Origin of the sequence: Algoriphagus formosus (genome assembly GCF_002807035.1) — a bacterium.
Classification (GTDB): Bacteria; Bacteroidota; Bacteroidia; order Cytophagales; family Cyclobacteriaceae; genus Algoriphagus; species Algoriphagus formosus.
In genome coordinates this window covers 1011441-1037366 of the sequence record NZ_NIUC01000001.1, presented here as the reverse complement: position 1 = coordinate 1037366, position 25926 = coordinate 1011441, and the positions used below count along the sequence as shown (strand labels likewise).

General features: G+C 42.3%; 18 protein-coding genes. 11 read left to right on the top strand and 7 right to left on the bottom strand.

The annotated features are described in order from the left end of the window. Nucleotides 1-96 precede the first annotated feature (96 nt). From CDH51_RS04595 to CDH51_RS04585, 3 genes are all read left to right on the top strand, one after another. The gene (locus CDH51_RS04595; RefSeq protein ID WP_026945040.1) at nt 97-2007 is read left to right on the top strand and encodes a polysaccharide biosynthesis protein; all 1911 of its coding nucleotides are present in this window, start codon (nt 97-99) and stop codon (nt 2005-2007) included. Nucleotides 2008-2121: 114 nt separating this feature from the next. Further along, on the top strand, nt 2122-3711 hold the full coding sequence (locus CDH51_RS04590) for an NAD(P)/FAD-dependent oxidoreductase (RefSeq protein ID WP_100627452.1): 1590 nt from the start codon (nt 2122-2124) through the stop codon (nt 3709-3711). 51 nt (nt 3712-3762) lie between these two features. Continuing rightward, nucleotides 3763-5154, top strand: coding sequence for an exonuclease domain-containing protein (locus CDH51_RS04585; protein WP_100627815.1), 1392 nt, complete (start codon nt 3763-3765; stop codon nt 5152-5154). Between the two features lie 12 nt (nt 5155-5166). On the opposite strand, the gene CDH51_RS04580 is transcribed toward CDH51_RS04585, so the two are convergent. Further along, nucleotides 5167-6366, bottom strand: coding sequence for a PQQ-dependent sugar dehydrogenase (locus tag CDH51_RS04580; RefSeq protein WP_100627451.1), 1200 nt, complete (start codon nt 6364-6366; stop codon nt 5167-5169). 95 nt (nt 6367-6461) lie between these two features. Between CDH51_RS04580 and CDH51_RS04575 the strand changes: the two genes are divergently transcribed. Further along, the gene (locus CDH51_RS04575) at nt 6462-8384 is read left to right on the top strand and encodes an ABC-F family ATP-binding cassette domain-containing protein (protein ID WP_100627450.1); all 1923 of its coding nucleotides are present in this window, start codon (nt 6462-6464) and stop codon (nt 8382-8384) included. 36 nt (nt 8385-8420) lie between these two features. Continuing rightward, nucleotides 8421-9689, top strand: coding sequence for a type IX secretion system plug protein (locus CDH51_RS04570; RefSeq protein ID WP_100627449.1), 1269 nt, complete (start codon nt 8421-8423; stop codon nt 9687-9689). Here CDH51_RS04570 and CDH51_RS04565 read toward each other — a convergent pair. Continuing rightward, complete coding sequence (locus tag CDH51_RS04565; RefSeq protein WP_198514258.1) at nt 9686-10573, bottom strand: ATP-grasp domain-containing protein; 888 nt, start codon at nt 10571-10573, stop codon at nt 9686-9688. The genes CDH51_RS04570 and CDH51_RS04565 overlap by 4 nt on opposite strands. A gap of 84 nt (nt 10574-10657) precedes the next feature. Then, nucleotides 10658-11416: a 23S rRNA pseudouridine(2604) synthase RluF gene (rluF, locus tag CDH51_RS04560; RefSeq protein ID WP_100627448.1), complete on the bottom strand. Its 759-nt coding sequence runs from the start codon at nt 11414-11416 to the stop codon at nt 10658-10660. A gap of 168 nt (nt 11417-11584) precedes the next feature. Between rluF and CDH51_RS04555 the strand changes: the two genes are divergently transcribed. Further along, nucleotides 11585-11971: an STAS/SEC14 domain-containing protein gene (locus CDH51_RS04555; protein WP_100627447.1), complete on the top strand. Its 387-nt coding sequence runs from the start codon at nt 11585-11587 to the stop codon at nt 11969-11971. Between the two features lie 33 nt (nt 11972-12004). Here the strand turns inward: CDH51_RS04555 and CDH51_RS20170 are convergent, their stop codons facing one another. From CDH51_RS20170 to CDH51_RS04540, 3 genes are all read right to left on the bottom strand, one after another. Continuing rightward, on the bottom strand, nt 12005-12184 hold the full coding sequence (locus CDH51_RS20170) for a hypothetical protein (RefSeq protein WP_198514257.1): 180 nt from the start codon (nt 12182-12184) through the stop codon (nt 12005-12007). A 23-nt stretch (nt 12185-12207) separates the two neighbouring features. Then, on the bottom strand, nt 12208-12819 hold the full coding sequence (locus tag CDH51_RS04545; RefSeq protein WP_100627445.1) for a hypothetical protein: 612 nt from the start codon (nt 12817-12819) through the stop codon (nt 12208-12210). Between the two features lie 77 nt (nt 12820-12896). Then, nucleotides 12897-14912 carry an alpha-amylase family glycosyl hydrolase gene (locus tag CDH51_RS04540; RefSeq protein WP_100627444.1) on the bottom strand — a complete coding sequence of 672 codons (2016 nt, stop codon included), beginning with the start codon at nt 14910-14912 and terminating at the stop codon, nt 12897-12899. A gap of 283 nt (nt 14913-15195) precedes the next feature. On the opposite strand from CDH51_RS04540, the gene CDH51_RS04535 reads away from it, so the two are divergent. Further along, the gene (locus CDH51_RS04535) at nt 15196-15414 is read left to right on the top strand and encodes a hypothetical protein (RefSeq protein ID WP_100627443.1); all 219 of its coding nucleotides are present in this window, start codon (nt 15196-15198) and stop codon (nt 15412-15414) included. Nucleotides 15415-15720: 306 nt separating this feature from the next. Here the strand turns inward: CDH51_RS04535 and mtaB are convergent, their stop codons facing one another. After that, entirely contained in the window at nt 15721-17040 is a 1320-nt protein-coding gene (gene mtaB / locus CDH51_RS04530) for a tRNA (N(6)-L-threonylcarbamoyladenosine(37)-C(2))-methylthiotransferase MtaB (RefSeq protein WP_100627442.1), read from the bottom strand. Nucleotides 17041-17274: 234 nt separating this feature from the next. On the opposite strand from mtaB, the gene CDH51_RS04525 reads away from it, so the two are divergent. The 4 genes from CDH51_RS04525 (at nt 17275) to CDH51_RS04510 (ending at nt 25921) form a co-directional block, all read left to right on the top strand. Further along, on the top strand, nt 17275-19437 hold the full coding sequence (locus CDH51_RS04525) for a glutamine synthetase III family protein (RefSeq protein WP_100627441.1): 2163 nt from the start codon (nt 17275-17277) through the stop codon (nt 19435-19437). Between the two features lie 529 nt (nt 19438-19966). Further along, nucleotides 19967-23095, top strand: a complete 3129-nt coding sequence (locus CDH51_RS04520) for a SusC/RagA family TonB-linked outer membrane protein (RefSeq protein WP_100627440.1) — start codon at nt 19967-19969, stop codon at nt 23093-23095. A 28-nt stretch (nt 23096-23123) separates the two neighbouring features. Further along, nucleotides 23124-24689, top strand: a complete 1566-nt coding sequence (locus CDH51_RS04515) for a SusD/RagB family nutrient-binding outer membrane lipoprotein (RefSeq protein WP_100627439.1) — start codon at nt 23124-23126, stop codon at nt 24687-24689. An 86-nt stretch (nt 24690-24775) separates the two neighbouring features. Then, nucleotides 24776-25921 (top strand): glycoside hydrolase family 18 protein, encoded by a 1146-nt coding sequence (locus CDH51_RS04510; RefSeq protein WP_100627438.1) that lies wholly within the window; start codon nt 24776-24778, stop codon nt 25919-25921. The last annotated feature ends 5 nt before the right edge of the window (nt 25922-25926 follow it).

Sequence of the window (25926 nt, the reverse complement as noted above, 5' to 3'; positions counted from 1 at the left end):
CATAAGGATGTTTTGTGGTAATGAGTAAAATGACTTATTTTGAGCAAGTTTTATTTGGTCATCAGTTAAAACAGATTATTTGAATAAATATCTACTATGAATTTTTTAGCAAGGTTAAAAATCCTCCCAAGGTGGATCATAGCCACTCTTGACTCTGTAATTCTTTTTCATTGCGCCTTATTTGGTTATTTGGTTCGTTTCAACTTTGAATTAGCCGTAATCGAGCAGAATGATGCCGTTGCTGGAAGTTTCACATTCATGATCGGTGGATTGCTCGTCATGCAAAATACCCGATCCTATGAAGGCATTGTACGACATACTGGATTTAAGGACGGATCAAATATTTTCAAGACCGTATTTATCAATTTTGTTCTATTTCTCTTTCTTAACTTCTTCCATGGCAATTTCCTGAATGATAGGTTTTTATTACCTACTTCGGTTCTTATCATCGCCAGCCTTTCTTCCTTATTCATGCTGATTTTTTACCGATTACTGGTAAAAGAACTATTCGTGTACTTGAAGAATGGATTTATCGTCAAGGAACAAAAAAGTGGAGTGATCTTCGGTGCCGGTGAATCTGGGCTGATTGCTCAGGAAGCTATCAAACGAGACAGCAATAGTAATTTCAATACCATCGCGTTTTTGGATGATGACCCTAAAAAGGAGGGTAAAAACATTGCAGGGATTAGAATCTTTCATGGTATCAAATCATTGGCAAAGCTCAAAGATCAATATGGGGTCACGGAGCTGATAATTGCCGTTCGAGATTTGGACGTCCTTCGGAAACGTGAGATCATTGACGAATGCTTGAAACTTGGGATTTCTGTTTCTATCGTCCCTCCTGTGGACCAATGGATCAATGGTGGTTTAACTGCCGGTGCTATACGTGAAATTAAAATTGAGGATCTTCTTTCCAGAGAGCAGATCATTTTGGATAATCCCCAGATTCATGAGGATTTGATCGATAAAACAGTTTTGGTCACTGGTGCTGCAGGTTCTATCGGTAGTGAGCTTTGCAGACAGATAGCACATTACCAGCCCAAATTATTGATCTTACTGGATATTGCGGAGTCTGCACTCTATGATATCGAAAATGAGTTTAAGGAAAATTATTCCTATTGCCCCATTAAAATAGTATTAGGAGATGTAAGGAATAAAAAGAAGATGAAAGAGATCTTCAAAACCTTTAAGCCTCAAGTGGTTTTCCATGCGGCAGCGTACAAGCATGTGCCTATGATGGAAAATTATCCAGAGGAGGCAATTCATTCCAATGTGATTGGAACGAAGGTTTTGGCAGATCTGTCTGTGCTTTCTCAAGTTGATAAGTTTGTGTTTGTCTCCACTGACAAAGCAGTGAATCCTACGAATGTAATGGGGGCTAGCAAGCGTGCAGCAGAAATGTATGTGCAGGCTTTGAATGAGTATTTGGAGGTAAATCATAAAAAATATCACACCAAGTTTATCACCACTCGATTTGGAAACGTATTAGGTTCGAATGGTTCGGTCATTCCGCTTTTCAAAAAGCAAATCCTACATGGAGGTCCTTTGACAGTGACTCATCCGGAAATTACCCGCTACTTTATGACCATTCCTGAGGCATGTCAGTTGGTGTTAGAGGCCGCAGTAATGGGTAATGGAGGAGAGATCTACGTGTTTGATATGGGAGAGCCTGTGAAAATTCTAGACCTCGCCAAGAAGATGATTCAGCTTTCTGGTAAAAAAGAGGATGAGGATATCAAAATTATCTTCACTGGACTAAGGGAAGGTGAAAAACTTTATGAGGAACTATTGAATGATTTTGAAACGGTCAAGATAACTCACCATCCAAAAATTAAGATCGCTCAGGTGATGCCGGCGGCTTATCATAAAATTGATGGTCAGATTGACTTGTTCCAGGATTTGATCCTGAAAAACTCCGAAAATGAACTGGTAGGACATCTTAAAACGATTGTCCCAGAATTCATTTCCAATTCTTCAAGATTCGAAGTCCTAGATAGATTGAATTAGTGTTCAATCGGCATAAGATAAGTTTGGCTACCTCGGGGTAGCCTTTTTTATTTTCTGAAGTTTTCGACTTTTTTCTGTGTAATTTTGCCATGATTTAAGGATAGAACCCTTACCATGAAAAAAACACTCCAATTGCAATTGGACCCTTCAGAGGCATACGATGAGGTTCAATTTAAAAAAGCGGCTTTACAAAAAGCTGGAATCAGACCCTCTGAAGATGAGGTCTTTGTCAGACAAAATCGTCGATCCATTGATGCTCGGGGGAGAAAGGTCCGCGTAAATGTAGAAGCAGAGATTTTCCTCAAAGAAAGCCCGGATTCCCGCCTTCAAATTGACATTGATTACCCCCATGTTGGAAATGCTGAACGAATAATAATTGTTGGGGCAGGTCCAGCCGGTATGTTTGCAGCACTCCGCGCGATAGAGCTTGGCGTGAAGCCAATCATCATTGAAAGAGGAAAGGATGTCAGAGCTCGGAGAAGAGATCTTGCAGCGATTAATAAGGAGCATATTGTCAATCCTGATTCTAATTATTGCTTTGGAGAAGGAGGAGCTGGAACCTATTCGGATGGTAAGCTTTATACTCGATCCAAAAAACGGGGAGACATCCGGCGGATTTTGGAAATCCTGGTGAGGCATGGGGCTACTGAAGAGATCCTTGTCGATGCTCACCCCCATATCGGTACCAACAAGCTTCCTGTAGTCGTGACTAAGCTCCGGGAAACGATATTAGCATCTGGTGGAGAGATTCATTTTGAAACCCGAGTCGAGGATTTTGTCATTGATCAGTCTGAAATCAAAGGTGTCATCACACAGCATGGAGATAGAATTTTAGGGGAGGGAGTTATTTTAGCAACTGGGCATTCGGCGAGGGATATTTTTGAATTGCTTTATACAAAAAAAGTGCTGATTGAGCCAAAACCTTTTGCCTTGGGTGTTCGGATTGAGCACTCTCAAAATCTAATCGATAGAATTCAATACCACTGCGAAGTCGACCGAGGACCTTATTTACCAGCATCTTCCTATTCATTGGTGCATCAAACCCATTATAAGGGTAAACAGCGAGGGGTTTTCAGTTTCTGCATGTGTCCAGGTGGGTTTATTGTTCCAGCTGCTACTTCTCCGGGAGAGTTGGTGGTCAATGGAATGAGTCCAAGCCGTAGGGATAGCCGCTTTGCCAATTCAGGAATGGTTGTCGCAGTGGAGTTGGAGGATTTACCCGAGTTTCAAAAGTTCGGACCTTTGGCAGCGATGCATTTTCAAGCCAGTGTGGAAAGAAAAGCTTGGGAAATGGGGGGTAAAACTCAGGTTGCACCCGCTCAGAGAATGGTAGATTTCGTAAATAAAAAGATAAGTAATTCCTTATTGGAAACATCCTATCAGCCTGGTCTTGAGGCAGTAGATATGAGCGAAGTTTTACCCGATTTTATTTCTCGCAGATTAGCTGATGCATTCAAAGCTTTTGGGCAAAAGATGAGAGGCTATTACACGAATGAAGCTCAACTCATTGGTGTTGAAAGCCGGACTTCCTCTCCTGTAAGAATCCCACGAGACCGGGAAAGCCTAGAACACCCTGAGATCAAGGGACTCTATCCCTGTGGCGAGGGCGCAGGATATGCAGGAGGGATTGTTTCTGCCGCCATGGATGGGGAGCGATGTGCCGAAAGATTGATTACAAGCCATATCAAACGAGCAAGCATCTGACCTTTTGTGTCACGATTGTCGAGGAGCTCTGAGTAATTGCTAACTTACAGCGTGGAGTTTGCCATAGTAGATATCGAGACCACAGGAGGTAATAGCAAGTTTGGAGGAATTACTGAAATTGCCATCCTGATTCATGATGGAACAGAAATCAAGGAAACTTTTCAAACACTTCTGAATCCTCAACAGCGAATTCCGGATTACATTACGGGACTTACAGGTATTGATAATGCGATGGTCCAAGATGCTCCACTCTTCGAGGAGGTAGCTGAGCAGATTTGGGAAATGCTAGCGGGGAGAGTTTTCGTAGCCCATCAGGTGAATTTTGATTTTTCATTTATTCGAGAGGCTTTTTTAGCTTTGGATAGAGATTTTTCTCCATCAAAACTTTGTACCGTACGTCTTTCTCGGAAGGCTTTTCCCGGCCTACGATCTTATGGATTGGGAAGAATTTGCGAACATCTTCGGATACCTATCGAAGCAAGACACCGGGCGATGGGGGATGCCAAAGCCACGGCGATTCTTTTTGACCAGGTGATCAAAAAGCAACCCGAGGTAGTTTATGAATTGGTCAAAGGCAAAAAGGCACTCCGGTTTTTACCCCCGAATTTTCCCAGTCACCGCTTCGAACAGATTCCTGCAGAATGCGGTGTCTATTACATGCTAGACTCCAATTCCCGTGTGGTTTATGTGGGAAAAGCAATAAACATTCAGGAGCGGTTTCGGTCTCATTTTTCGGGCGAATCTTCTTTGGTACAAAAACAGGCTCTTAAAGCTGTGGTCGCCGACCTCAAATGGGAATTGACAGGAACGGAATTTATGGCGCTCTTGCTGGAAACGCTTGAAATCAAACGTATTTGGCCAAAATTCAATGCTGCAATCAAAAGACCTTCCCAACTTTGGGGTTTGTATTCTTACCAAGATGGGAATGGCTTTACCCGCTTTCAAATAGCCAAAGTGAGGAAAAATAATCCTCCTTTAGAGTTTTTCTTTAACCAGGAAGAGGCTAGGCTTTTTCTCAAGGATGCAGTTGATAATTACCAGCTTTGTTCCAAACTGACAGGTATTCGCTCCGTTCCATGTGCCACTGTCCAAGATGATCGTTGTGAAGGAGCTTGTCGAAGTGCAATTAGTCCAGGTAGCTACAATGCCAAAGCCCAATCATTTATTGAGAATATTCAAGCGAGCAAAAAGGGAATTCAAATCTGTACCCCTGGCAGAACTCCCGATGAAGTAGCAGCATGTGTTTTCGAAGGAGGTATATTGAAGTACTACGGGTATTTTGAATCGGAAGAATCGGTGGATTTTTCCCAGATGAAAGCAGTTCCATCTCATCCTGAAACTGCCTACGTCTTGAGACAGTTTTTACCCAAGTTTTCTACTGAGCAAATTAAAATCATTGCCCAAACTGTTTCCCCATCCTACGAATTACCGCTTGGGTTCTAAATTTCGTTAACCTTATTTTCCCGTATAGCTTACTCGATAAATGCAGTTGGCTACATCATCAGAAATCAAAATGCTGCCATCAGGTAATTCCTGAACATCTACGGGTCTTCCCCAGACTTCTTGAGTAGCATCATCTAGCCATCCACTAGCAAAAGGCTCAACCTCTGTCACTTCTCCTGAAGAGTTGATTTTTGCCAAAACCACATCGTATCCTGACTTTTTGCTTCGGTTCCAGGAGCCATGCTTCGCGATGATGGCCTGGTTTTGATAGCTATCGGGGAACATCTCTCCCTCATAAAAACGAATGCCGAGAGGAGCAGTATGGGCTCCGAGCTTTGCTTTTGGGGCTTGATAGGCATCTTTGGCTTTACCTTTTGAGCCAAACTCAGGGTCCTTCACATCACCGGCATGCCAGTAAGGATAGCCAAAATGTTGGCCGGCGGTGGTGGCAACATTCAATTCGCAATCTGGAATATCATCACCCATCATATCTCTACCATTATCGGTAAACCATAGATTGCCTGTCTCAGGATGCCAATCAAATCCAACCGAGTTTCGAACTCCATGTGCATAGACTTCGGGTTGAGGATTAGGAGAGTTGACATCAATTCGGGTGATCGAGGCAAAAATCTCATCTTCTGATTCGCAAATATTACAAGGCGCTCCGACTGGGACGTAGAGCATTCCATCGGGACCAAAAGCAATAAACTTCCATCCATGATGGCGTTCTGTGGGATATCCGTCAAAAATCACCTCATATTTTGGATTGGTGAGGTTGTCAAGAATATCTGGAAACTTAAGAATCTTACTGACTTCTGCTACGTAGAGATCTCCATCTTTGTAAGCGACGCCATTAGGCATTCGGAGACCCTCTACCAAGATGAATTTGCTGTCTGCTTTGCCATCTCCATCTTCATCCAGTATCGCATAGACATTTTTTTCCTGCCTGTTTCCGACAAAGACCACTCCATTTTCCGACATAGAAAGTGATCTTGCATTTGGGATATCTGCAGCCCAGACTTCAATTTGAAAGCCTTCCGGCAACTTGATTCTGTCAAGCTTTACATCTGCCTGAGCATCCTTGATTGATCGCTTATTGCTGGAATTCGGTGTGCTAAAACTAGTCTGATTACCAGTTTTTTGCTGGCAGCTAGCTTGAGTAATAATCAGTAGAAATATAAATAAATTCGAAAACAGGGTGGAAGTTCTCATTTCTTTATTCTTTTTGTTTGGTATACTAAATTAATTCTTTTTGGATTGTTTTAATACTAGGCCTCTATAAACGGTCGAATCCTTATTTTTGCCCCATGCTTTCGATTAACAATCTTTCTTACTTCATCGGTGGACGACCGCTTTATGAAAATGCCAGTCTTCATATCAAGCCCAAGGACAAAATTGGATTGGTAGGGCAAAATGGTACCGGTAAGTCCACACTTCTCAAAATCATAGCAGGGGAGTACCTGCCCTCAAGTGGTGAAGTCCAAAAGGCAAAAGATTGTTCCATTGGATTTTTGAATCAGGATCTGCTATCCTATCAATCGGAAGAGAGCATCCTTCAAGTTGCATTGGCAGCATTCAAGGAGACTTTGGCCTTGCAAGATGAGATAGATCAGGTGCTGAAAAAGATGGAGACGGATTATTCCGAAGAAGTGATCAATCGCCTGGCAAGTCTTCAGGAAAGATTTGAAGCAAATGAAGGCTATACCATCAAAGCGAAAGCCGAGGAAGTACTAGAGGGTATTGGATTCAAAACGGAGGACCTTACCAAGCCCCTTAGGACCTTCTCCGGAGGATGGCGAATGCGGGTGATGCTTGCAAAATTGCTATTGGAGCGGCCTGCACTTCTTCTCTTGGATGAGCCTACTAACCACTTGGATCTTCCGTCGATTCAGTGGGTAGAAAATTATCTGAAAACCTATGAAGGTGCTGTAGTCGTAGTCTCTCACGATCAGACTTTTTTGGATAATTGCGTTTCTACCATCGTGGAAGTATCGAGTCATACGCTGACAACTTATGCGGGAAATTATTCCTTCTACAAGGAGGAGAAAAAGGAGCGGATGGAGATCCAGCAAAATGCCTACGAGAATCAGCAACAAATGATCAAGCAAACCGAGCGCTTCATCGAGCGATTTCGTGCCAAAGCATCTAAATCAAATCAGGTTCAATCCCGGGTTAAGGCTTTGGAACGTATGGATCTTGTGCAGGAAGTGGTCAATGATGAGGCTTTTGTGAATTTTAATTTCAAATTTTCTCAAAAATCCGGAAGGCATGTTGTCACCTTGGATCATATCGGCAAAAGCTATGGAGACCTGGTGATTTTGCAAAATACCACAGCTCGAATTGAGCGAGGAGATAAAATTGCTCTGATCGGTGCGAATGGAAAAGGAAAGTCTACACTTTTGCGAATCATCGATGGCTCAGAAAAAATATCCGGTGAGCGATCAGAAGGGCATAATGTCATTAAGGCGTTTTATGCGCAGCATCAGCTTGAGGCTCTCACCCTTGACAATGAAATCATTCAGGAAATGGTACAGGCTGGCTCCAACAAAACTGAAACTGAGCTTAGAAATGTCCTAGGCTGTTTCCTTTTCTCCAGCGAGGATGTTTTCAAGAAGATAAAAGTGCTTTCAGGAGGGGAAAAATCCAGAGTTGCTCTTGCAAAAACCTTGATTTCCGAAGCTAACTTTCTATTGCTCGATGAACCGACCAACCACCTAGATTTCCAATCGGTCAATATTCTGATTCAAGCCTTGCAGCAGTATGAGGGGACCTTTATCACGGTGTCTCACGACCGGCATTTTATCCGGGGTGTTGCCAATAAAATCTGGTACATCGAGGACCATCAAATCAAGGAATATCCCGGAACCTATGAGGAGTATGAGTTTTGGAAAAGTCAGCAGGATGAAGTAGAAAAGCAAGAGGAAAAAGCTGCCCCAAAGAAAGAAAAGGTCAAGGCACCCATTGCAAATTCTGAGCTGAATGAGGCAAAAAAGAGTTTGAGGAAATTAGAATATGAACTCGAGCAAGTGGAAAAGGAATTGGAGCGATGGGAAGAGAAAAGCAAATCACTGGAGGAAAAGTTAGCAGACCCAAAACTCTACGAAGACCTTGAATCAGCCGAAAAGGTGCAAAAGGAGTTTGAGGAGGTGAAATCTCACTTGGATAAGAGTAATTCTTCTTGGGAAAAATTGGTAGAGGATATTTCCAAGTTGCAGGAGGTCATAAGCTGATTTTTCATTAAGAACTTATTTGTCTAATTTTTCAAAATGAAGCAACTACTGACAGTACTTTTTTTATCCATGTTCTTGATTCATTCAAGCTATGCACAGCTTGATGATAAGGTCTTCAAGGATCACATTCAATCGGTTCGGATTTTTCCGCTAGGAGCTGCCTTCGATAGTCAGTTGGATGCGCCAAGTGTAAGCATTTCTGATTCGAGACCCTTGATCTTGTTGTTTGATGACATTGCCTATGACCCTGAACTCTACACGGCCAAACTGATCCATTGTGATGCGAATTGGCAGCAATCCCAGCTCAAGGACAATGATTTTTTAGCGAGCTTCAATGAATTCAATGTGCAAGATTATGATTATTCGGTGAATACCCGTTTGCCATACATTCATTATCGCTTTGCTTTGCCAAGGGTCACCAAGTCGGGGAATTACATTGTGAAAGTATTCAAAGGTCGCGACGAATCCGATGTGATTTTGACCAAGCGATTTATGGTTTATGAGGAGCTTTTTACCGTAGGGGCCAGCATCGTACCACCTGCGCGAACCCAAGACCGGAGATCAGGTCAGCAGGTAGATGTGATCGTCAACTATTCGAAAGGGGAGGTGATGGATCCGCTCAATCAGGTTAAGGTCGTCATTAGACAAAATCAGCGCTGGGGCCAAGCAAGACTATTGGGAGAGCCTACCTTCTTGAATGAAAGCTCTAAGGTAATTCGCTATCAGAACTTTGACGGGAGTAATACATTTTCGGCAGGAAATGAATTCAGGTTTATCGACCTGCGGTTTATCAGAGCGACGGGTGTAAATGTAGCCTCAATCGAAGTGCAACCTGACGTGATCTATGCGGATGCTTTGGTAGATAAGCCCCGTCAGTCAGAGGTGTATTCGCAATATCTGGATCTAAATGGACAATATCTGGTCAATACGAATGACCGACCTGGTGGCGATCCAGAAGTGGAGAGTGAATATATTCTGACCACTTTCCGGTTTTTTGCTCCTGAAAACTCTCAACCCATCTACTTGGTCGGATCATTTACCAACTGGGGTACAATTCCAGAAGCAAAGCTAGAATGGAATCCAGAGCTGAAGGTATTTGAAACAACGCTACTGCTAAAGCAAGGCTGGTACGATTACCAATATGCTTATTTGAGAGATCAGCAGTTTGACTCAGAGGAATTTGAAGGCAGCTTTTTTGAGACGGAAAACGAATACGAGGTGTTTGTGTACTTCAGAGCTTTGGGTTCCCGCTATGATCAATTGGTAGGATATGTCTATTTGCATCCCAACCGCAGAAGGCTTTAATTCTTGATTGGTTCTAAATGCTTTTTCCAGAATTGGTCGAGCATTTCTGCAAAAAGGGCTGGAGACTTTTCGTCAAAGCGGAAATACAGGCAGGGCTCTATCAACTCTAGTTCCATCAATGCAAAGCTATTCGAGGCCGTTCTGACCAAGTCTACCCGAGCATAAAAAGGCGTTTCCGGTAAGCTTTGCATCGCCTTGTCTGCTGCCGAAAGTAGTTCAGGTTCTGGCTTTTCGATCGGAATGACACCGCCTCCATGCTCCTCCTGAACTCGGAAATCACCTTCGCCCACCGTTTTAAGAATCGTATGGCTTAGCGAACCTTGAAAATACATCAGGGAGAATTCACCTTCTTCTACAATCGCATGCATAAAAGGCTGGATCATCCCTTCTTTGTTTGAAAAAACGGTAAGTGCTTTTTCCCAAGACTCTGCTTGATCTCTGCGAATCCAGAAAGTATCATCGGCATTGGCTCCAATAAGAGGCTTGATGATGAGTTGATCGGATTTTAAGGTTTCAAAGGCTTGTTTAATAGCCTCTTTTTCCAAAGTAAAGAAGCGAATAGTAGGTACTAGCTCCACACCTTTGCCTTGGAGTTCAAAAAGATATCCTTTGTGAATATTCCATTGCATCAGTTCAAGGGAGTTCAATAGAATAGCCTTTGAATTTTGAATTTGAGAGAGGACTTTTTGAAACTCCTGCAGATGCTGCTGATAGTCCCAAGGGCTACGCACTACAACCAAGTCAAATTCGTCCCAGTCTCTAGCTTGATTCCAAGGAATATTTTCAACCTGCCAGCCAAGTGCTTCAAGCTGCGGATGAACCAAGTCATCATCGATAAACCAACCTTCAGTATTGGCAATGGAAAGGAAAGCACATTTTGGCATGTATATCTAGGTTAAAGTTTCATAGGACACTTGTCCGCGATGTCGGATCTGACATCGGACATCGGACATCGGTCAATCAACATGTTAATTCCAATCCTCCTCTGCCTCGCTAGGATCAAAAGTCTTGGATGAATCTGCTATCAGGACATTCAATTCTGCTAATTCCTTTTCGGTCAAATCCCGCCATTTTCCGATAGGAAGGTCCAGAGAAATATTCATAATTCGCACTCTTTTGAGTTTGGTAACGGAGTATCCCAGGTAGGTACACATTCTACGAATTTGTCTGTTGAGTCCCTGAGTCAAAATAATTCGAAATTGATTTCGACTCATCTTTTCGACATGGCATTTTCGAGTCACTGTATCCAAGATAGGAACTCCGGATCCCATTTTTTTGATAAACTCTGGAGTGATCGGCCGATTGACCGTGACGATGTATTCCTTTTCGTGGTTGTTTTTGGCTCGGAGGATTTTATTAACAATGTCTCCATCATTGGTTAGCAGGATGAGGCCTTCACTAGGCTTATCGAGCCTTCCAATAGGAAAGATGCGACTGGGGTAATTGATGTAATCGATGATATTGTCTTTTTCAACCCGTGTGTCTGTGGTACAGACTATACCCACCGGCTTGTTGAAAGCTAAATAAACCGGTTTTTCTCCCGAATCATCTATTCGCTTCCCATCCACTCGGATGATGTCTCCCTTTTGAACCTTGGTGCCCATCTCGGGCTTTTCCCCGTTGATGGTGATGCGTCCAGCTTCTATCAACTTGTCGGCCGCACGCCTGGAACAGTAGCCCAATTCGCTGAGGTATTTATTGATTCGAGTAGCTTCTGCATCCGACATACTAGTGATTGAAATTTTTTGGACTGGCAATATCGCAAGGAGCTTCGAATTGGAAAAAGGACGTGGCTTTTTTCCGGTTCATTTTCAAAAAAAACAGGTAGAGAAAGCTGTTTTATTAGAATCGATAAGTTATCAAAAACCCTTTCGCCATCAGTCAGTTATCTTCTCATGAATGACTACGCCACCATCGATGAATCAGAGTTTCCGCTGATACGGATTCGCTTTACAGGCGAAAAAAGTACGGATGAGAATTTCCAACGTTACCTATCCCAAACTCGGGATTGCTATCGTCATAAAAAAAAACTGGCCATAATTTTTGATGCACGGGAGGCAGGGATCCCCGCCTTGTCGCATCAGCGAATGCAGGCTGATTGGCTCCGGGAAAATCGTGGTTTAATGCAGGATTATTGTCAAGGGACGGCTTATGTGATTCCGAATAAAGTCATTCGTGCGGTATTGCGAGTTATATTTTCCCTCCAAAAACAGCCCGTCCCTTATAAAATTTTTGAGAAAGAAGCAGAAGCTGAAAAATGGGTAAGGGGGTTGGATTTGTAGAAATTGAGATTGGTACATTATTTACTGGATTCTTTAAAATCTATGTCCATTCCACTCAAAGGTTAATTTCTTTGTTTCAATCCATGGATCAAATTGATCGCTTTGAGGGCTTATTTCATATTCGATTTGATTCGATTTTCCAGGATTCAGATTGTAACTAGTATTAATCGAGATCTTTTCTTCTTTCAGGCCATCAGGAAGATTGTTTTTCAAAAACACTGGTTTACCATAAGAATCTATAATCCTTCGGAGTAGTCAGGATTAATACAGGTGACACTTTTAATATCTCCTTCTTTCACAAACTTTCCGACTTGCATATCTATTCTCCATAAATTGTATATTTCAGTCAACTTTTCTTGCCGTTGGTCTTTGAATTCTATTAAAAAAATCTTGCTACTTATTGCTCCACCTACCATACATGTTGTCCAACTAAAATATTTTTCAGGGAATTTTATGTCAATATTAATTTCATCAATCACTTCAAAAATGGCTCTACCATTCTTTCTATAAAGAAGTTTTTTAAGAACTACCTTCCCTTTTCCATTCATACATTCATTTTGTGATTTTGCAAATTGAGAAACAGCATAGTTTATGCTGCTATCCGGAGAATCTATTACTGAACCCTTACAATTAAACCAACCTATCTGTTCTATATCAAGAGTATTTTTGCCAATTAAACTTTTAGAAAAAACTTCTTTTTTACTATTCAGGGGTATTATTTTAGATTCTTCTTTAATACTATAACTTTCTGGATCTTTATTTACCAAACTATCAGAAACTGTTTTAACCTCATTACTGCATGAATAAAACAAATAAGCAATAAACAATGCAGTATTTAATTTCCTCATATTTTTCTCCAGATTATCAACTAATTTTAGTTTGAATTTGTTAATTCCACGATAAACACATGATTAACTCAACTTTCTCACTTTTTATTTTTTTTCAGCACCATCATCGTTCGATTTGGAAGGTATAGGCTTACTTCCTGGTTTTTATCCGTCTGATAGATTACTTGCTGATCCAGCCGTGCAAAACCTCCATATTCCTGCTGGTCTGAATCAAGAATAATCTGATAGCTGCCAGGCTCGGGAAATCGAATCTTCTGCCCAAAATAGGACTCGGTCGGGTGGAAGGAGTACACAAAAACCAAGTCACCCCGCTTATAGGCTAGAATCTTTTTATCAGGCTCTAGATAGAGTTGCGTGGCGGGACCTGACTGGAGTAAATGGTGGTCTTTGATCAGTTGGATGATGACTTGATCCCAAGCGTAGAGTTGGGCATAGCGAAGATGGGGAGTGTCGGCCAGCGACCATTGTCTTCTCGCGTATTGGTAGCTCCAGTTATTTCCTTCCCGTGGGAAGTCCACCCACTCCGGATGACCGAATTCATTTCCGATAAAATTCAAATAACCTTCACCACCCAGGGAAAGGGTAATCATGCGGATCATTTTGTGCAAGGCTATTCCCCGATCCACGACTAGGTTTTGCTCCAATACCGACATGGAAGTGTACATTTCCTTGTCCATAAGCCAGAATGCTATGCTTTTATCCCCCACCAGTGCCTGATCGTGGCTCTCTGCATAGGCTATGGATTTTTCTTTTTTGGGCCGGTTGGTAAGCTCATGCCAAAGCTCAAATAGATCCCATTGTTCGTCGGTTTTGTGTTTGAGCGTCTTGATCCAGAAGTCGGGAATTCCCATCGCTAGCCGGAAGTCGAAGCCAATTCCTCCGTCTTCGACTTTTCGGCAGAGTCCAGGCATCCCACTGACTTCCTCTGCGATTGATATTGCTCGATTTTTCAGTAAGTGGATGAGAGTATTGGCAAGCTGAAAGTAAAGAAGCGCATCCTGATCGACACCCTCATCGAAATATTTTTCTCCCGAATCAAAACTCACATGTCCATGATGATGATAAAGCATAGAGGTCGCCCCATCAAAGCGGAACCCGTCAAAGTGAAACTCCTCCATCCAATAGCGGATATTGGAGAGGAGAAACTGCTGCACTTCCCACTTGCCATAGTCAAAAAGCTTGGAATCCCATCCTTCATGATAGCCTCTGCTACCGGGGTGAAAATACTGATGGTCGCTTCCGTCAAACTCATTCAGGCCTTCATTCACATTTTTGACCGCATGAGAGTGTACGATGTCCATGATCACCGCGATGCCCATTTCGTGCGCGGTATTAATCAGGGACTTGAGTTCCTCCGGAGTGCCAAATCGAGACGAGGGCGCAAAGAAGTTGGAGACATGATAGCCAAAGGAACCGTAATAGGGATGCTCCATGATGGCCATCATCTGAATGGCATTATATCCCGACGCTTTTATTCTGGGCAGGGTATGCTCTTCAAATTCTCGATAAGTACCAACTCCCGCCTTTTCTTGAGCCATTCCTACGTGGCATTCATAGATCAGGGGCATACCAGCAGCTTCATCGAGGTGGAAGTTTTCATCTGTCCAGCGGAATTCCTTCTCCGGAAACCAAAGTTGGGCTGTGAAGTCATGCGTCTCGGTATCCTGCACGACTCGACGCGTATAGGCAGGAATTCGATCCAAGTCCCGGCCTTTGGCATCGATGACACGTACTTTTATTTTACTCTGATGCACGAAAGTGTGCTTGTATTGCTCAAAAGGCAGGAAAATCTCCCAATCGCCACGGTGATTGCGCTTCATGGGGTGAGACTCTCGATCCCACCAGTTGAAGTCACCCATCAGAAACAATTGTCTGGCAGCTGGAGCCCATTCCCGGTATACCCAACCTCTGCGGACGGGTTCCCAGTGGACGCCATAGTATTGGTGGAAATTGGCAAACTCGAGTATGCTACCCATGGCCTGCTCGATTTCATGAATTGCTTTATAAAAGCGGTCAGTTCGCTCCTGAATCTTATCTGCAAAAGGCTCAAGCCAGGATTCGTCTTGGATTAATGCTAAGGTGTTTTTGCTCACAAAAAGTAGGGTTTTATTGATCTCAAATTAGGGAATTTTGAATGGAAAGGAAGCGAATTAAGTAAAAGTTGAAATCAAAATTCGGAATTATTTTTTGACTCTAAGAATAGAGATAGGGTTGAGTTTTACTTTCGAATAGCCTTAGCTTCCTTCCTAAGGGATGTGGGTGGTCGGTTACTGAGCTTTTCGATTATCCTGACCATTTTGAATCAATGTCGGAAAATCGATGAATCATAAATATTGGGCTTTAGGAATAAAAGGAATTTTGTATTTTTAATATGTTATGGAAAATTTAACTATTCGAAAAGAGTTGCACCATTTGATCGACGGCGCAGATGAGGATTTGCTGAGACTCGTTTATTCCATTTTGTTGCCAAAGGATCAAGTTTCAGATTTTTCTAGAGAGCAATTAGATCAATTGGAAGAACGCTACCAAAATCATCTAAATAATCCTGAAGAAGGAAAAACATGGCATGAAGTAAAAGCAAAATTAAAAAAGTAAGGGGATGAAGTACCAGGTTCTAATTAAACCTGAGGCCTAAGGGGACCTGGAAAAAATATTTTTTTGGTATGAAGAAAAAGTTTTGGGTTTGGGAGATAAGTTTATTGAGGATTTTGAAAATAAATTAGGTCTAATTATACAAGCACCGTTTTCCTACTAAGTACATTATAAAAACTTCAGGGTCGCTTTTTTGTCTATATTTCCAGTCTCAATCCATTTTGTCGTAGAAGGTTACCAAATCATAGTTTTGGGAGTTTTTCCTACCGCTGGGGATCCACAATCTTGGCTTTAACTTTTCTTGAGGCTTTAATGCTTCTCATAAACCATCTCTGGCTCCAATACCTCGACATTACCGGCATCATTGATGTAATCAAGCGTTACTAGCTTGGTCTCATTGATAAGCATCGGATCGTACTTTGCTGCTACGCGAATGTAATTTTCGGTGAAGCCATGCATTTTTCCTCTGTCAATATCCTCTTCGAAAAGCACTGTAAAGGTTTTTCCTAGATTTTCTTCGTAGAACTTCCTTCTTTTCTTTTCTGATAAAATTCGGAGCATTTTTGACCGCTCGTTTCGCTTTTTCATCGGAACCACGCCATCCATTTCAACTGCACGGGTATTAGCACGCTCGGAATAGGTGAACACATGGAGGTAGGAGATATCCAAATCGTTCAGGAAATTGTAGGTTTCGAGGAAAAGCTCATCAGTCTCGCCCGGAAATCCGACGATCACATCGACTCCGATACATGCATGCGGCATGAGCGTCTTGATTTTGCTGACACGGTCTTCATAAAGTTCCCGTAAATAACGTCTTCCCATTTTCCGAAGAATGGTATTGGACCCGGATTGCAGTGGAATATGGAAATGAGGAACAAAGCGCTCGGATCTGGAAACAAACTCAATGATCTCATTCGTTAGCAGGTTGGGCTCAATGGATGAGATTCGGAAACGGTCAATTCCATCGACTTGATCCAAGGCAAAAACCAAATCTGCAAAGCGTTCCTGTCGCTTGCCTTCCACGATTCCGAAATCCCCGATATTAACCCCAGTTAAAACCACTTCCTTTACATCTGTCGAGGCAATCTCTCGCGCAGACTCCAATACCGAGGCGATGGTGTTGCTTCGGCTTTTGCCACGTGCGAGGGGAATGGTGCAAAATGCGCAACCATAATTGCAGCCATCTTGAACTTTCAAGAAAGTCCGGGTGCGATCATTGATCGAGTAGGCATTATTGAATGATTTAGCCTCAGTGATTTCGCTTGCAAGTACTTTTGCTTCCTGCTCCTTGGCAAAGTCGCCGAGCAATTCGTGAAGTCGGAATTTCTCAGCTGCTCCCAAGACAGCATCCACACCTTTAATCTCTGAGATTTCACGAGGCTTTAATTGGGCATAGCATCCGATGATAGCCACATAGGAATCAGGGGAAATCTTTTTGGCTTCCTTGACAATCTTTTTACACTTCTTGTCCGCATTCTCGGTGACAGAGCAAGTGTTGATGATGAAAATGTCCGGATTCTCCTGGAAATCCACCTTTTGAAAGCCTCGATCTTCAAACTGACGGCTAATAGTGGAAGTCTCTGAGAAATTCAGCTTACATCCTAATGTATAAAAGGCTACCTTTTTCACAATTTTCCCCTTGATAATGAAGCTGCAAAGGTAAGTAATCTTACCTTCTTTTCAATTTTGGTAAAAAAGTCTCCAAAATTCATGATTTTTCAGGATTTGGGTGTTTAAAAAGCTTATTTCCTTGAAAAAAGTATAAATTTTTCAAAAATCTAGATGAAAAATAGGCCGAAAGCTTTTTCAAGTCAGTATTTTCCTATTTTTGTTGGTGTAAATTTAAACCACATACTTGTAGATATGGCAACATTAAGACAACAAGCATTGGCAATGGTTCAGTCCAGGCCAAGAGTGAAAGTTGAAGCTCCAGCTTTAAAAATCTCTGACTTTTTTGGTACAAACGTTTTTGGTTTGAACCAAATGAAGCAATCCCTTGCACCTTCTGTATATAAGAAAGTAATGGAGGCGGTTGATAAAGGTTCCAAAATTGACTCCGCAACAGCCGAGGAGGTTGCATCAGCAGTCAAAACTTGGGCTCTTTCTAAAGGAGTCACACACTACACTCACTGGTTCCAGCCATTGACCGGATCTACCGCTGAAAAGCATGATTCGTTTTTTGATGCTCATGCCGGTCTTGAAAAATTTAAAGGTTCAGCGCTTGTTCAGCAAGAGCCGGATGCCTCTTCATTCCCAAATGGTGGTATTAGATCTACTTTCGAAGCACGAGGGTATACAGCATGGGACCCTTCTTCTCCGATTTTCATCTTTGAGAAGACGCTTTGTATTCCAACCATCTTTGTGTCTTACACAGGAGAAGCGCTAGATTACAAGACTCCTCTTCTTAAGTCACTCGAGGCGGTGAATGATGCAGCCGTTGCTATTTGCCAGTTATTTGATAGAAATGTTCGAAAAGTGTCTCCATCTTTGGGGGTAGAGCAGGAGTATTTTGTGATCGATAAGGCTCTTTTCTCAGCAAGACCTGATTTGGTAATGGCAGGCCGAACCGTATTTGGCCATAATCCTGCTAGAGGTCAGCAATTGGAAGATCATTATTTCGGTTCGATTCCTACCCGCGTGAAAGACTTCATGGTGGATTTTGAAATCGAAGCGCACAAATTGGGTATTCCGGTTTCTACCAGACACAATGAGGTAGCTCCAGGTCAATTCGAAGTAGCACCAGTATTCGAAGAAATCAACAAGGCCGTAGATCACAATCAATTGTTGATGGATCTAATGGATAAAGTAGCTGAGAAGCATGGCTTGAAAGTACTTTTCCATGAGAAGCCTTTCGCAGGAGTAAATGGATCCGGTAAGCACAATAACTGGTCTCTAATTACAGATACCGGTGTGAATCTTTTCCAGCCTAGCAACTCAGCAAGAGAGAATCTCCAGTTTTTGACTTTCTTGGTGGCTACAGTGAAAGCAGTTTACGATCATTCGGATTTGCTAAGAGCTAGCATTGCATCGGCAGGAAACGATTTCCGTTTGGGTGCCAATGAAGCTCCTCCGGCAATTATTTCTGTATTCTTGGGTGAGACCCTGACATCTGTATTGGATGAGCTTGAGAAAAACGGAAATATCAAAATCGAGAAGGGTGATAACATGTACATGAAGTTGGGTATCTCCAAGATTCCTGAAATCATCCTTGACAATACCGATAGAAACAGAACTTCTCCATTTGCATTTACAGGAAATAAGTTTGAGTTCCGTGCAGTAGGTTCAAGTGCCAACTCCGCAGGCCCAATGGCTACCTTGAACGTGATTGTGGCTGAAGTACTTCGTCAGATGATGAAAGACATTGAGAAGGAGATCGCATCCGGAAAAGAAAAGAAGATCGCAATCGTCAATGTGCTTCGTAAATACATCAAGGATTCCAAGAAAATCCGATTCGAAGGTGATGGATATTCTGAAGAGTGGGAGAAAGAAGCTGCAAAGCGCGGACTATCTAACTTGAAAAATACAGCTGATGCATTGGACGTCTACATGAAAAAAGAGACAAAAGAGCTCTACTCAAGACACAATGTGATGAATGAGTTGGAAATTCATGCACGCCATGAGATTATGCTTGAAGACTTCATCAAGAAGGTGCAGATCGAAAGTCGTGTAATGGGTGATTTGGCATTGAATCACGTGATTCCTACTGCAATTTTGTATCAAAATAAGCTCATCGAAAATGCGAATGGAATGAAGGGCCTTGGACTTGACAACTCCGCTGCTATCGAGACTATCAAAGATGTGTCCCGTCATATCGAAGCTGTGAAGTCAAATGTAAATGCCATGATCGATGCCCGTCGAAAACTCAACAAGGAAGAGGATATCGTGAAGCGGGCAAAAGGATATCAGAAAGAGGTAAAAGAGGCCTTCTTTGATCAAATCCGCTATGCGGTCGATAAACTTGAACTTCTTGTGGATGATGAAAGCTGGCCATTGGTGAAATACCGTGAGATGCTATTCATCAGATAATTGATCGAATCCAAATAAATTAAAAGGTCATTTCTTCGGAAATGGCCTTTTTTTATTTCAGAATAAACTTAAACCTTTCATTCAGATATTCGCTGCGCACAAAAAAATATTCGGATAATCCTTAAAATGCTTAAACAAAATTTTATTTCACTCTATTTTTTCTTGGATAATTTTTAATGAATCCAAGGCGTGAATTTCAAAATGTTGATTAAGATGTTTTTATTCGAATAAAAAATTAACCCTTAAAGATTAACTTTTAAAAAAAAATTAAAAAAGTTTTGCTATTTTTCATAATAAAATAATAATATTGTTTTTCTAAATATTTCGAATTACCTAGATTTACTTAAGTCTTAATAAGGTCTATGTTCTTTAATCAGTAGAAAAGTCGGTTTTTATGACTTTTGATCAAATAAGATTTTAACAAAACTGTTTCGCTTATGAAGCATTCCTCACAATTAACCCAGTTTAAAACCAAGTCCGGGCAGCCGGCAAATCAATTTCAATTATTTCTAACTTCTTATTACCAGCTATGAGAAAAATTTTATCAATCTCGTATGGGTTGGCTTTTATGCTCTTATTTAGCATACAAGCTTATTCCCAGACACGCATCCTGACAGGTACTGTTGTGGGTGAAGCGGATGGTTTACCTATCCCTGGTGTGACGGTCCTTGACAAGACCAACCAGACCGGTACGACCACAGATGTGGACGGAAAGTATTCGATCAGTGTAAGTGATAATTCTGTTTTGGTTTTTTCCTTTATTGGATATGCTTCGCAGGAATTCACCGTAGGAAACCAGTCAATTATCAATGTAACCCTTGCTGAGGATATCTCTGAGCTGGGCGAATTTGTCGTTACATCCTTTGGTATGGAGCGAAATCAAAAGGCGCTCGGTTATTCCGTTACTCAGTTGGGAGGGGATAAGTTTACTGAATCTCGTACCGTAAACGTGGGTAATGCCCTGACCGGTAAAGTGGCTGGTGTGAATGTAACACCTCCGGCAACTGGTGCGGCGGGATCTACTCGCGTCGTGATTCGAGGTGGTTCCTCTTTGACGGGAAATGATCAGCCCTTGTATGTGGTCAATGGTGTTCCGATTGAGTCTGGAAACCTTGGTTCCGCAGGTATATGGGGTGGAAATGACGGTGGTGATGGTCTTGCAGCTATCAACCCGGATGATATTGAGAGTTTAACTGTACTAAAAGGTAATACAGCTGCCGCGCTTTATGGAGCACGTGCAGCAAATGGTGTTATTTTGATCACTACCAAATCAGGTAGCGCTCGAAAAGGGATTGGTATCTCTTTCAACTCCAACTTTACCATGGAGTCTGTGGTTGATGAAACCAATTTCCAGCGGATCTATGGTCCAGGTGAAAATGGAAGAAAGCCTTTAACTCAAGACGAGGCTATCAACAATGCCATTAATGGATGGGGTGCTCCTTACGATGGTTCTCAGACTGTGCAGTTCGATGGCGTTCAGCGTCCTTATTCTTATTTAGGTGAAGATTTCAATGATTTCTATAGAAATGGAATGACTTGGAACAATTCCATCGCCTTGTCCGGTGGAAATGAGAATACAACCTACCGTTTTGCCTTCTCTAATTTGACTAACAACGATGTAGTGCCAAATGCTGGTTTCGACCGAAATGTGGCTAATATCAATGTAAACAGTAAGCAGGGTAAATTCACGCTTGCAGTGACCGGTCAGTATTCCAAGCAAACTGCTACTAATCGTCCAAGACTTTCTGACTCTCCAGGAAATGCCAACTTCTCCATGGTGGTGAAGCCAGGTAATATTCCATTATCAGTCATTAAAGGTGATCCAAATAAGCCAGGTGCATTGCCAGATGGAAACGAGCTTCGCTATCAGTCAAATGTTTTCCAGACTAACCCTTACTGGGCAGTCTATCAGTGGGGAAGAGAAGACGTGACCGATCGTATCATGGGTAACATGTCTCTTAGATATGACTTCACTGATTGGTTGTATGCACAGGGTCGATTCGGAACAGACTTCCAAATCCGTGACGAGTATGCTTTCGAAGCTTATGGTACAGCCTTCAAGCCACGTGGAAGTTACAATACTACTATGAGAACCATCCAAGAAACAAATGCTGACTTCTTGATTGGTTTTGATAAAACATTCGGTGATTTCAGTGTGGATGGATTCCTTGGTTCTAATATCATGCGTAGAACTATTGAAAGTCAGCGAGGTGGTGGTAACGACCTAGTTGTACCATTCTTCCACTCCGTGACCAACGTAGCTGCACCAACTTTCGGATATGGATTCTCTGAATTGGGAATCAACTCCTACTTCGCTGCTGCAAACGTGGGTTACAAGAATGTGATTTTCTTGAACTTGACTGGTCGTCAAGATCAATTCTCTACACTTTCTCCAGCAAACAGCAAGTTGTTCTATCCTTCTGTAGGTTTGTCTGCTGTCATTTCAGATATGATTGTTCTTCCTGAGTTTGTCACCTTTGCTAAGATTCGTGGTAACTGGGGACAAGTAGGTGGAGGTGCTCCAAACCCTTATGCACTTAACTTGCAATATGGATTGGTAGGCGCAGGACATCTTGGTGCTAACCTTGGACAGATCAATAATGGTTCTATTCCAAACTCTGGTCTATCACCTTATACTTCTACAGAATATGAAATTGGTGCAGATTTAAGATTCTTCGAAAACCGATTAGGTATTGATGTCGCTTACTACAGAAGAAGAACTACCGATGATATCTTGAATCAGGGTATTTCTGCTACTTCTGGATTTGGCTCTACAACCGTTAACATCGGTGAACTGGAAAACAGAGGTATTGAGCTTTTGATCAATGCAACGCCAGTTATCGCAGGAGATTTCCAGTGGAATATATCCTTCAACTTTGCAAACAACGTTTCCGAAGTACTTAGCTTGGGAACCAACGCCGCTGGCGACCCTGTAGAATTCATCAACTTGGATGAAGCAAGAACAAGAAGAGAGCGAATCCGACACATTGTAGGTCAGCCATTGGGTATGATTACCGGATTCAAGCATTTGGAAATTGACGGTCAGAAAGTATACGATGACAATGGATTCCCGGTAACAACTCCTGGATTTGAGACTATCGCAGAAGGTCGTCACCCTATCTCAGGTGGTATTACCAATACCTTTACTTGGAAAGGTTTCCGCTTGATGACTTTGATTGACTTCAGAAGTGGTGGTTCTGTGATGTCAGGTACCAACTACTTTGCCTATCAGTTTGGATTGCATCAGAATACCCTTCAGGGAAGAGATGGCAATTTGACTGTGTCCGGTGTGACTCCTGAAGGAACCCCTGGAACATGGACTATTCCTGCTGACCCAAGTGATCCTAACAACTATTTGATCGATCAATATTGGCAGCGATATGCTCAAGTGACTGAAAATGTGGTTTATGATGCTTCATTCGGTAAGCTTCGTGAGCTTTCATTCGGCTATACTTTCCCACGTACGTTTGTAGAAAAGACTCCATTCCAGTCCCTTTCACTTTCATTCGTAGGAAGAAACTTGGCGATCCTTTGGTCTAAAGTACCAAACATCGATCCTGAAGCAGCTTATACCGTTTCCGGAAATTCTCAGGGTCTGGAATACTTTGCTGTACCAGCTAACAGAAGCTTCGGTTTTAATCTTTCTGCAAACTTCTAAGTCGGCTCAACCCTAAACTATTTAAACAATGAGAATATCAAATAAAATAACAGGTCTGATGTTGGCTTCCATGCTATTTGCTACTTCTTGTAGCGAGCAGGATCTTTTGGACTTGAATATAAATCAGAATGCGGTCGAAGATATCGACATGCAGTACCTGTTTTCCCTGGGTACACTTCGTATAGGAGGGGAGTATGAAAATACCCGTGCAAATATGCTCTATGCTGCTACGATGATTCAGCATACTGCATCTACTGCTGGATACTTCAGCGGTGATAAGTATTTCTACAATGCACAATATTCTGGTGCCTACATGGAGCGTCATTTTACTGATGTAATTCGGCTTTTCTCAGAGGTAATCAGAAAAACAGCTGATGATCCAGATGAGGCTAATGTCAATGCTGCAGCGACTATCCTTCGGGTATTTGACTTACACAGAATGACAGATATGTACGGAGATATCCCTTACTCTCAGGCCGGTTATGGTCTGGAGGCTGAGGAAAACTGGTTCCCTACTTATGAGCCTCAGCAAGAGGTGTATAACAAAATGATTGATGATCTAAGAGCAGCTCGCGATCGTTTCTCTGCTTCAGCGAGACCTTTGGGAGCTCAGGATTTCATCTACTTTGGAGACACCGATAAGTGGAAGAAGTTTGCTAACTCTCTTCTTATGAGAATGGCAATGAGAATCAGCAATGTAGACCCTGCTAAAGCTCAGGAAGTATTTACTGAAGCGAATAACAGCGGTGCTTTTACCAGCAACGATGATATCGCCTATATCCACTATGCTCCGGGACCTCAAGGAGTCAACCGAAATGGTCTGAACGATGGATATTGGAATACTTACAAGTACTCTAGAGACTGTAAGATTTCTGATACTTTCATGAGTTGGATGGATGCCAATAATGATCCTCGTAAAATGATCATTTCTGGAGGTATTGGAAATCCTGAGGATCCTTCTACCTGGATTACTGAGCCTGAAGCACAAGTTGGGTTGCCTAATGGATACAATTCTACCAATTTGGTGGAAGCAGTTCCTCCAGGGACTTTGGATGGATTCAGTGTAGTGCAGCAAAACTTCTCTATGCTCAACCTGAAGTATCTTGATTGGGAAGATCCTTACTATTTGATCTCCTATGCAGAAGTTGAGCTAATGAGAGCTGAAGCTGCTTTGAAAGGTTGGATTGGCGGAAGTGCAGAATCTCACTTCAATGCAGGTGTTGCAGCTGCCATTAATGCTTGGACTTTGTTTGATCCTTCCTTCGCGGTTCCTGCAGAAGATATCGATGCTTACATAGCTGGAAGAGGTTTCGGTGCGGCTTCCGATGAAGATAAAATGCGTCTTATCGGAGAAGAGTACTGGGCTGCTACCTATCTGAATGATATCGAATCTTGGTCTAACTGGAGACGTACAGGGTATCCTGAATTGACTCCGACTCAGGATCCTAATGCTTGGGAAGGTAATTTCATTCCAAGAAGATTAATCTACTGGGAGACCGAAATCGGCGCTAACCCTGATAACTACCAGGCTGCAGTATCAAGAATGGGTGGAGATCTATTCGCGACACGTATCTGGTGGGATGGAGGAAATTAATTTTCTGTTAATTTGATCTGTTTGCAGAGGTTTTGATTCATTTCAAAACCTCTGTCTTTTTTAACTTGCCTCAAAAAAACTCACACATGCGAATTCTTACCTTAGGCCTACTCCTTTTTGTAATATCCTGCAGCAATCCGAAACCTGAATCGGATGAAAATCTGACGGATAAAAACTACCACATCGTTGGCTATGTAGCTGGCTGGAAAACCGTAAAAGCAAATCGAATTCCTGCCGAAAAGCTTACCCATCTCAATTATGCATTTGCAGATGTGAGAGAGGGGTTGGTGCAAAATATGGAAGGAAAAAGCGAGCGAGACAGCTTGAACTTTTTGGAGCTCCATAAGCTGAAAACCATTAACCCTGACTTGAAAATCTTAGTTTCTATCGGAGGATGGACCCATTCCAAAGGCTTTTCCGAGGCTGTATCCACTCCGGAAGGAATCAAGAACTTGACCAAGTCTGGAATAGATTTTTTGATTAAGTACGACTTGGATGGTCTGGATTATGATTGGGAATATCCAGGTCTTCCGGGTGATAATAATCCCTACAAGCCCGAGGATAAGGAAAACTTTGTGGCTATGCTCAAGAGCTTTCGGGAAGCATTGGATTCCCTTGGTTCTGTAACAGGCAAAAAGTACCTAAGCACCATTGCTTCCGGTGGATTCCGTAGTTATCTGGAAGTAAATGACCTGGCGGCGGCACAGGAATACCTAGACTTCATTAATATTATGGCTTACGATTTCTACGGAGCAGGGGATGCGGAGACTGGTCATCATGCAAACCTTTATCCTAATGGAGCAAAAGGACGATCGGCTCAAACTACCGTTGAGGAGCATATCGAATTTGGTGTTCCCGCTGAGAAACTGGTACTAGGTGTTCCTTTTTATGGAAAAATGTGGAAAAATGTTTCACCCGATGAAAATGGACTTTTTCAGTCTGGAGATTTTGAAATGGGCTTACCATATCATCAAATTTTTGCCCTTTCGAAGACCTCACATTATGTGAGATTCTGGGACGAAAAAGCAAGCGTTCCGTATTTATATTCTGCAAAGGATTCAGCCTGGATTACCTATGAGGACCCGGAGACTTTAGCTGAAAAAATGAAATTTATCAAAGAAAATAAGCTGGCAGGTGCAATGTTCTGGGAGATGAGCGAGGATAATACACGCAGCTTACTCAATGCTGTATATGATGGATTAAACCCAAAAGCCAATACACCCACAAATTAACCCAC

Bases quoted from the DNA above. Each gene is read 5' to 3' on its own strand.
- CDH51_RS04595 (WP_026945040.1), top strand. From the start codon at position 97: ATGAATTTTTTAGCAAGGTTAAAAATCCTCCCAAGGTGGATCATAGCC.
- CDH51_RS04590 (WP_100627452.1), top strand. From the start codon at position 2,122: ATGAAAAAAACACTCCAATTGCAATTGGACCCTTCAGAGGCATACGAT.
- CDH51_RS04580 (WP_100627451.1), bottom strand. From the start codon at position 6,366: ATGAGAACTTCCACCCTGTTTTCGAATTTATTTATATTTCTACTGATT.
- CDH51_RS04575 (WP_100627450.1), top strand. From the start codon at position 6,462: ATGCTTTCGATTAACAATCTTTCTTACTTCATCGGTGGACGACCGCTT.
- CDH51_RS04570 (WP_100627449.1), top strand. From the start codon at position 8,421: ATGAAGCAACTACTGACAGTACTTTTTTTATCCATGTTCTTGATTCAT.
- CDH51_RS04565 (WP_198514258.1), bottom strand. From the start codon at position 10,573: ATGCCAAAATGTGCTTTCCTTTCCATTGCCAATACTGAAGGTTGGTTT.
- rluF (WP_100627448.1), bottom strand. From the start codon at position 11,416: ATGTCGGATGCAGAAGCTACTCGAATCAATAAATACCTCAGCGAATTG.
- CDH51_RS04555 (WP_100627447.1), top strand. From the start codon at position 11,585: ATGAATGACTACGCCACCATCGATGAATCAGAGTTTCCGCTGATACGG.
- CDH51_RS04545 (WP_100627445.1), bottom strand. From the start codon at position 12,819: ATGAGGAAATTAAATACTGCATTGTTTATTGCTTATTTGTTTTATTCA.
- CDH51_RS04535 (WP_100627443.1), top strand. From the start codon at position 15,196: ATGGAAAATTTAACTATTCGAAAAGAGTTGCACCATTTGATCGACGGC.
- CDH51_RS04525 (WP_100627441.1), top strand. From the start codon at position 17,275: ATGGCAACATTAAGACAACAAGCATTGGCAATGGTTCAGTCCAGGCCA.
- CDH51_RS04520 (WP_100627440.1), top strand. From the start codon at position 19,967: ATGAGAAAAATTTTATCAATCTCGTATGGGTTGGCTTTTATGCTCTTA.
- CDH51_RS04515 (WP_100627439.1), top strand. From the start codon at position 23,124: ATGAGAATATCAAATAAAATAACAGGTCTGATGTTGGCTTCCATGCTA.
- CDH51_RS04510 (WP_100627438.1), top strand. From the start codon at position 24,776: ATGCGAATTCTTACCTTAGGCCTACTCCTTTTTGTAATATCCTGCAGC.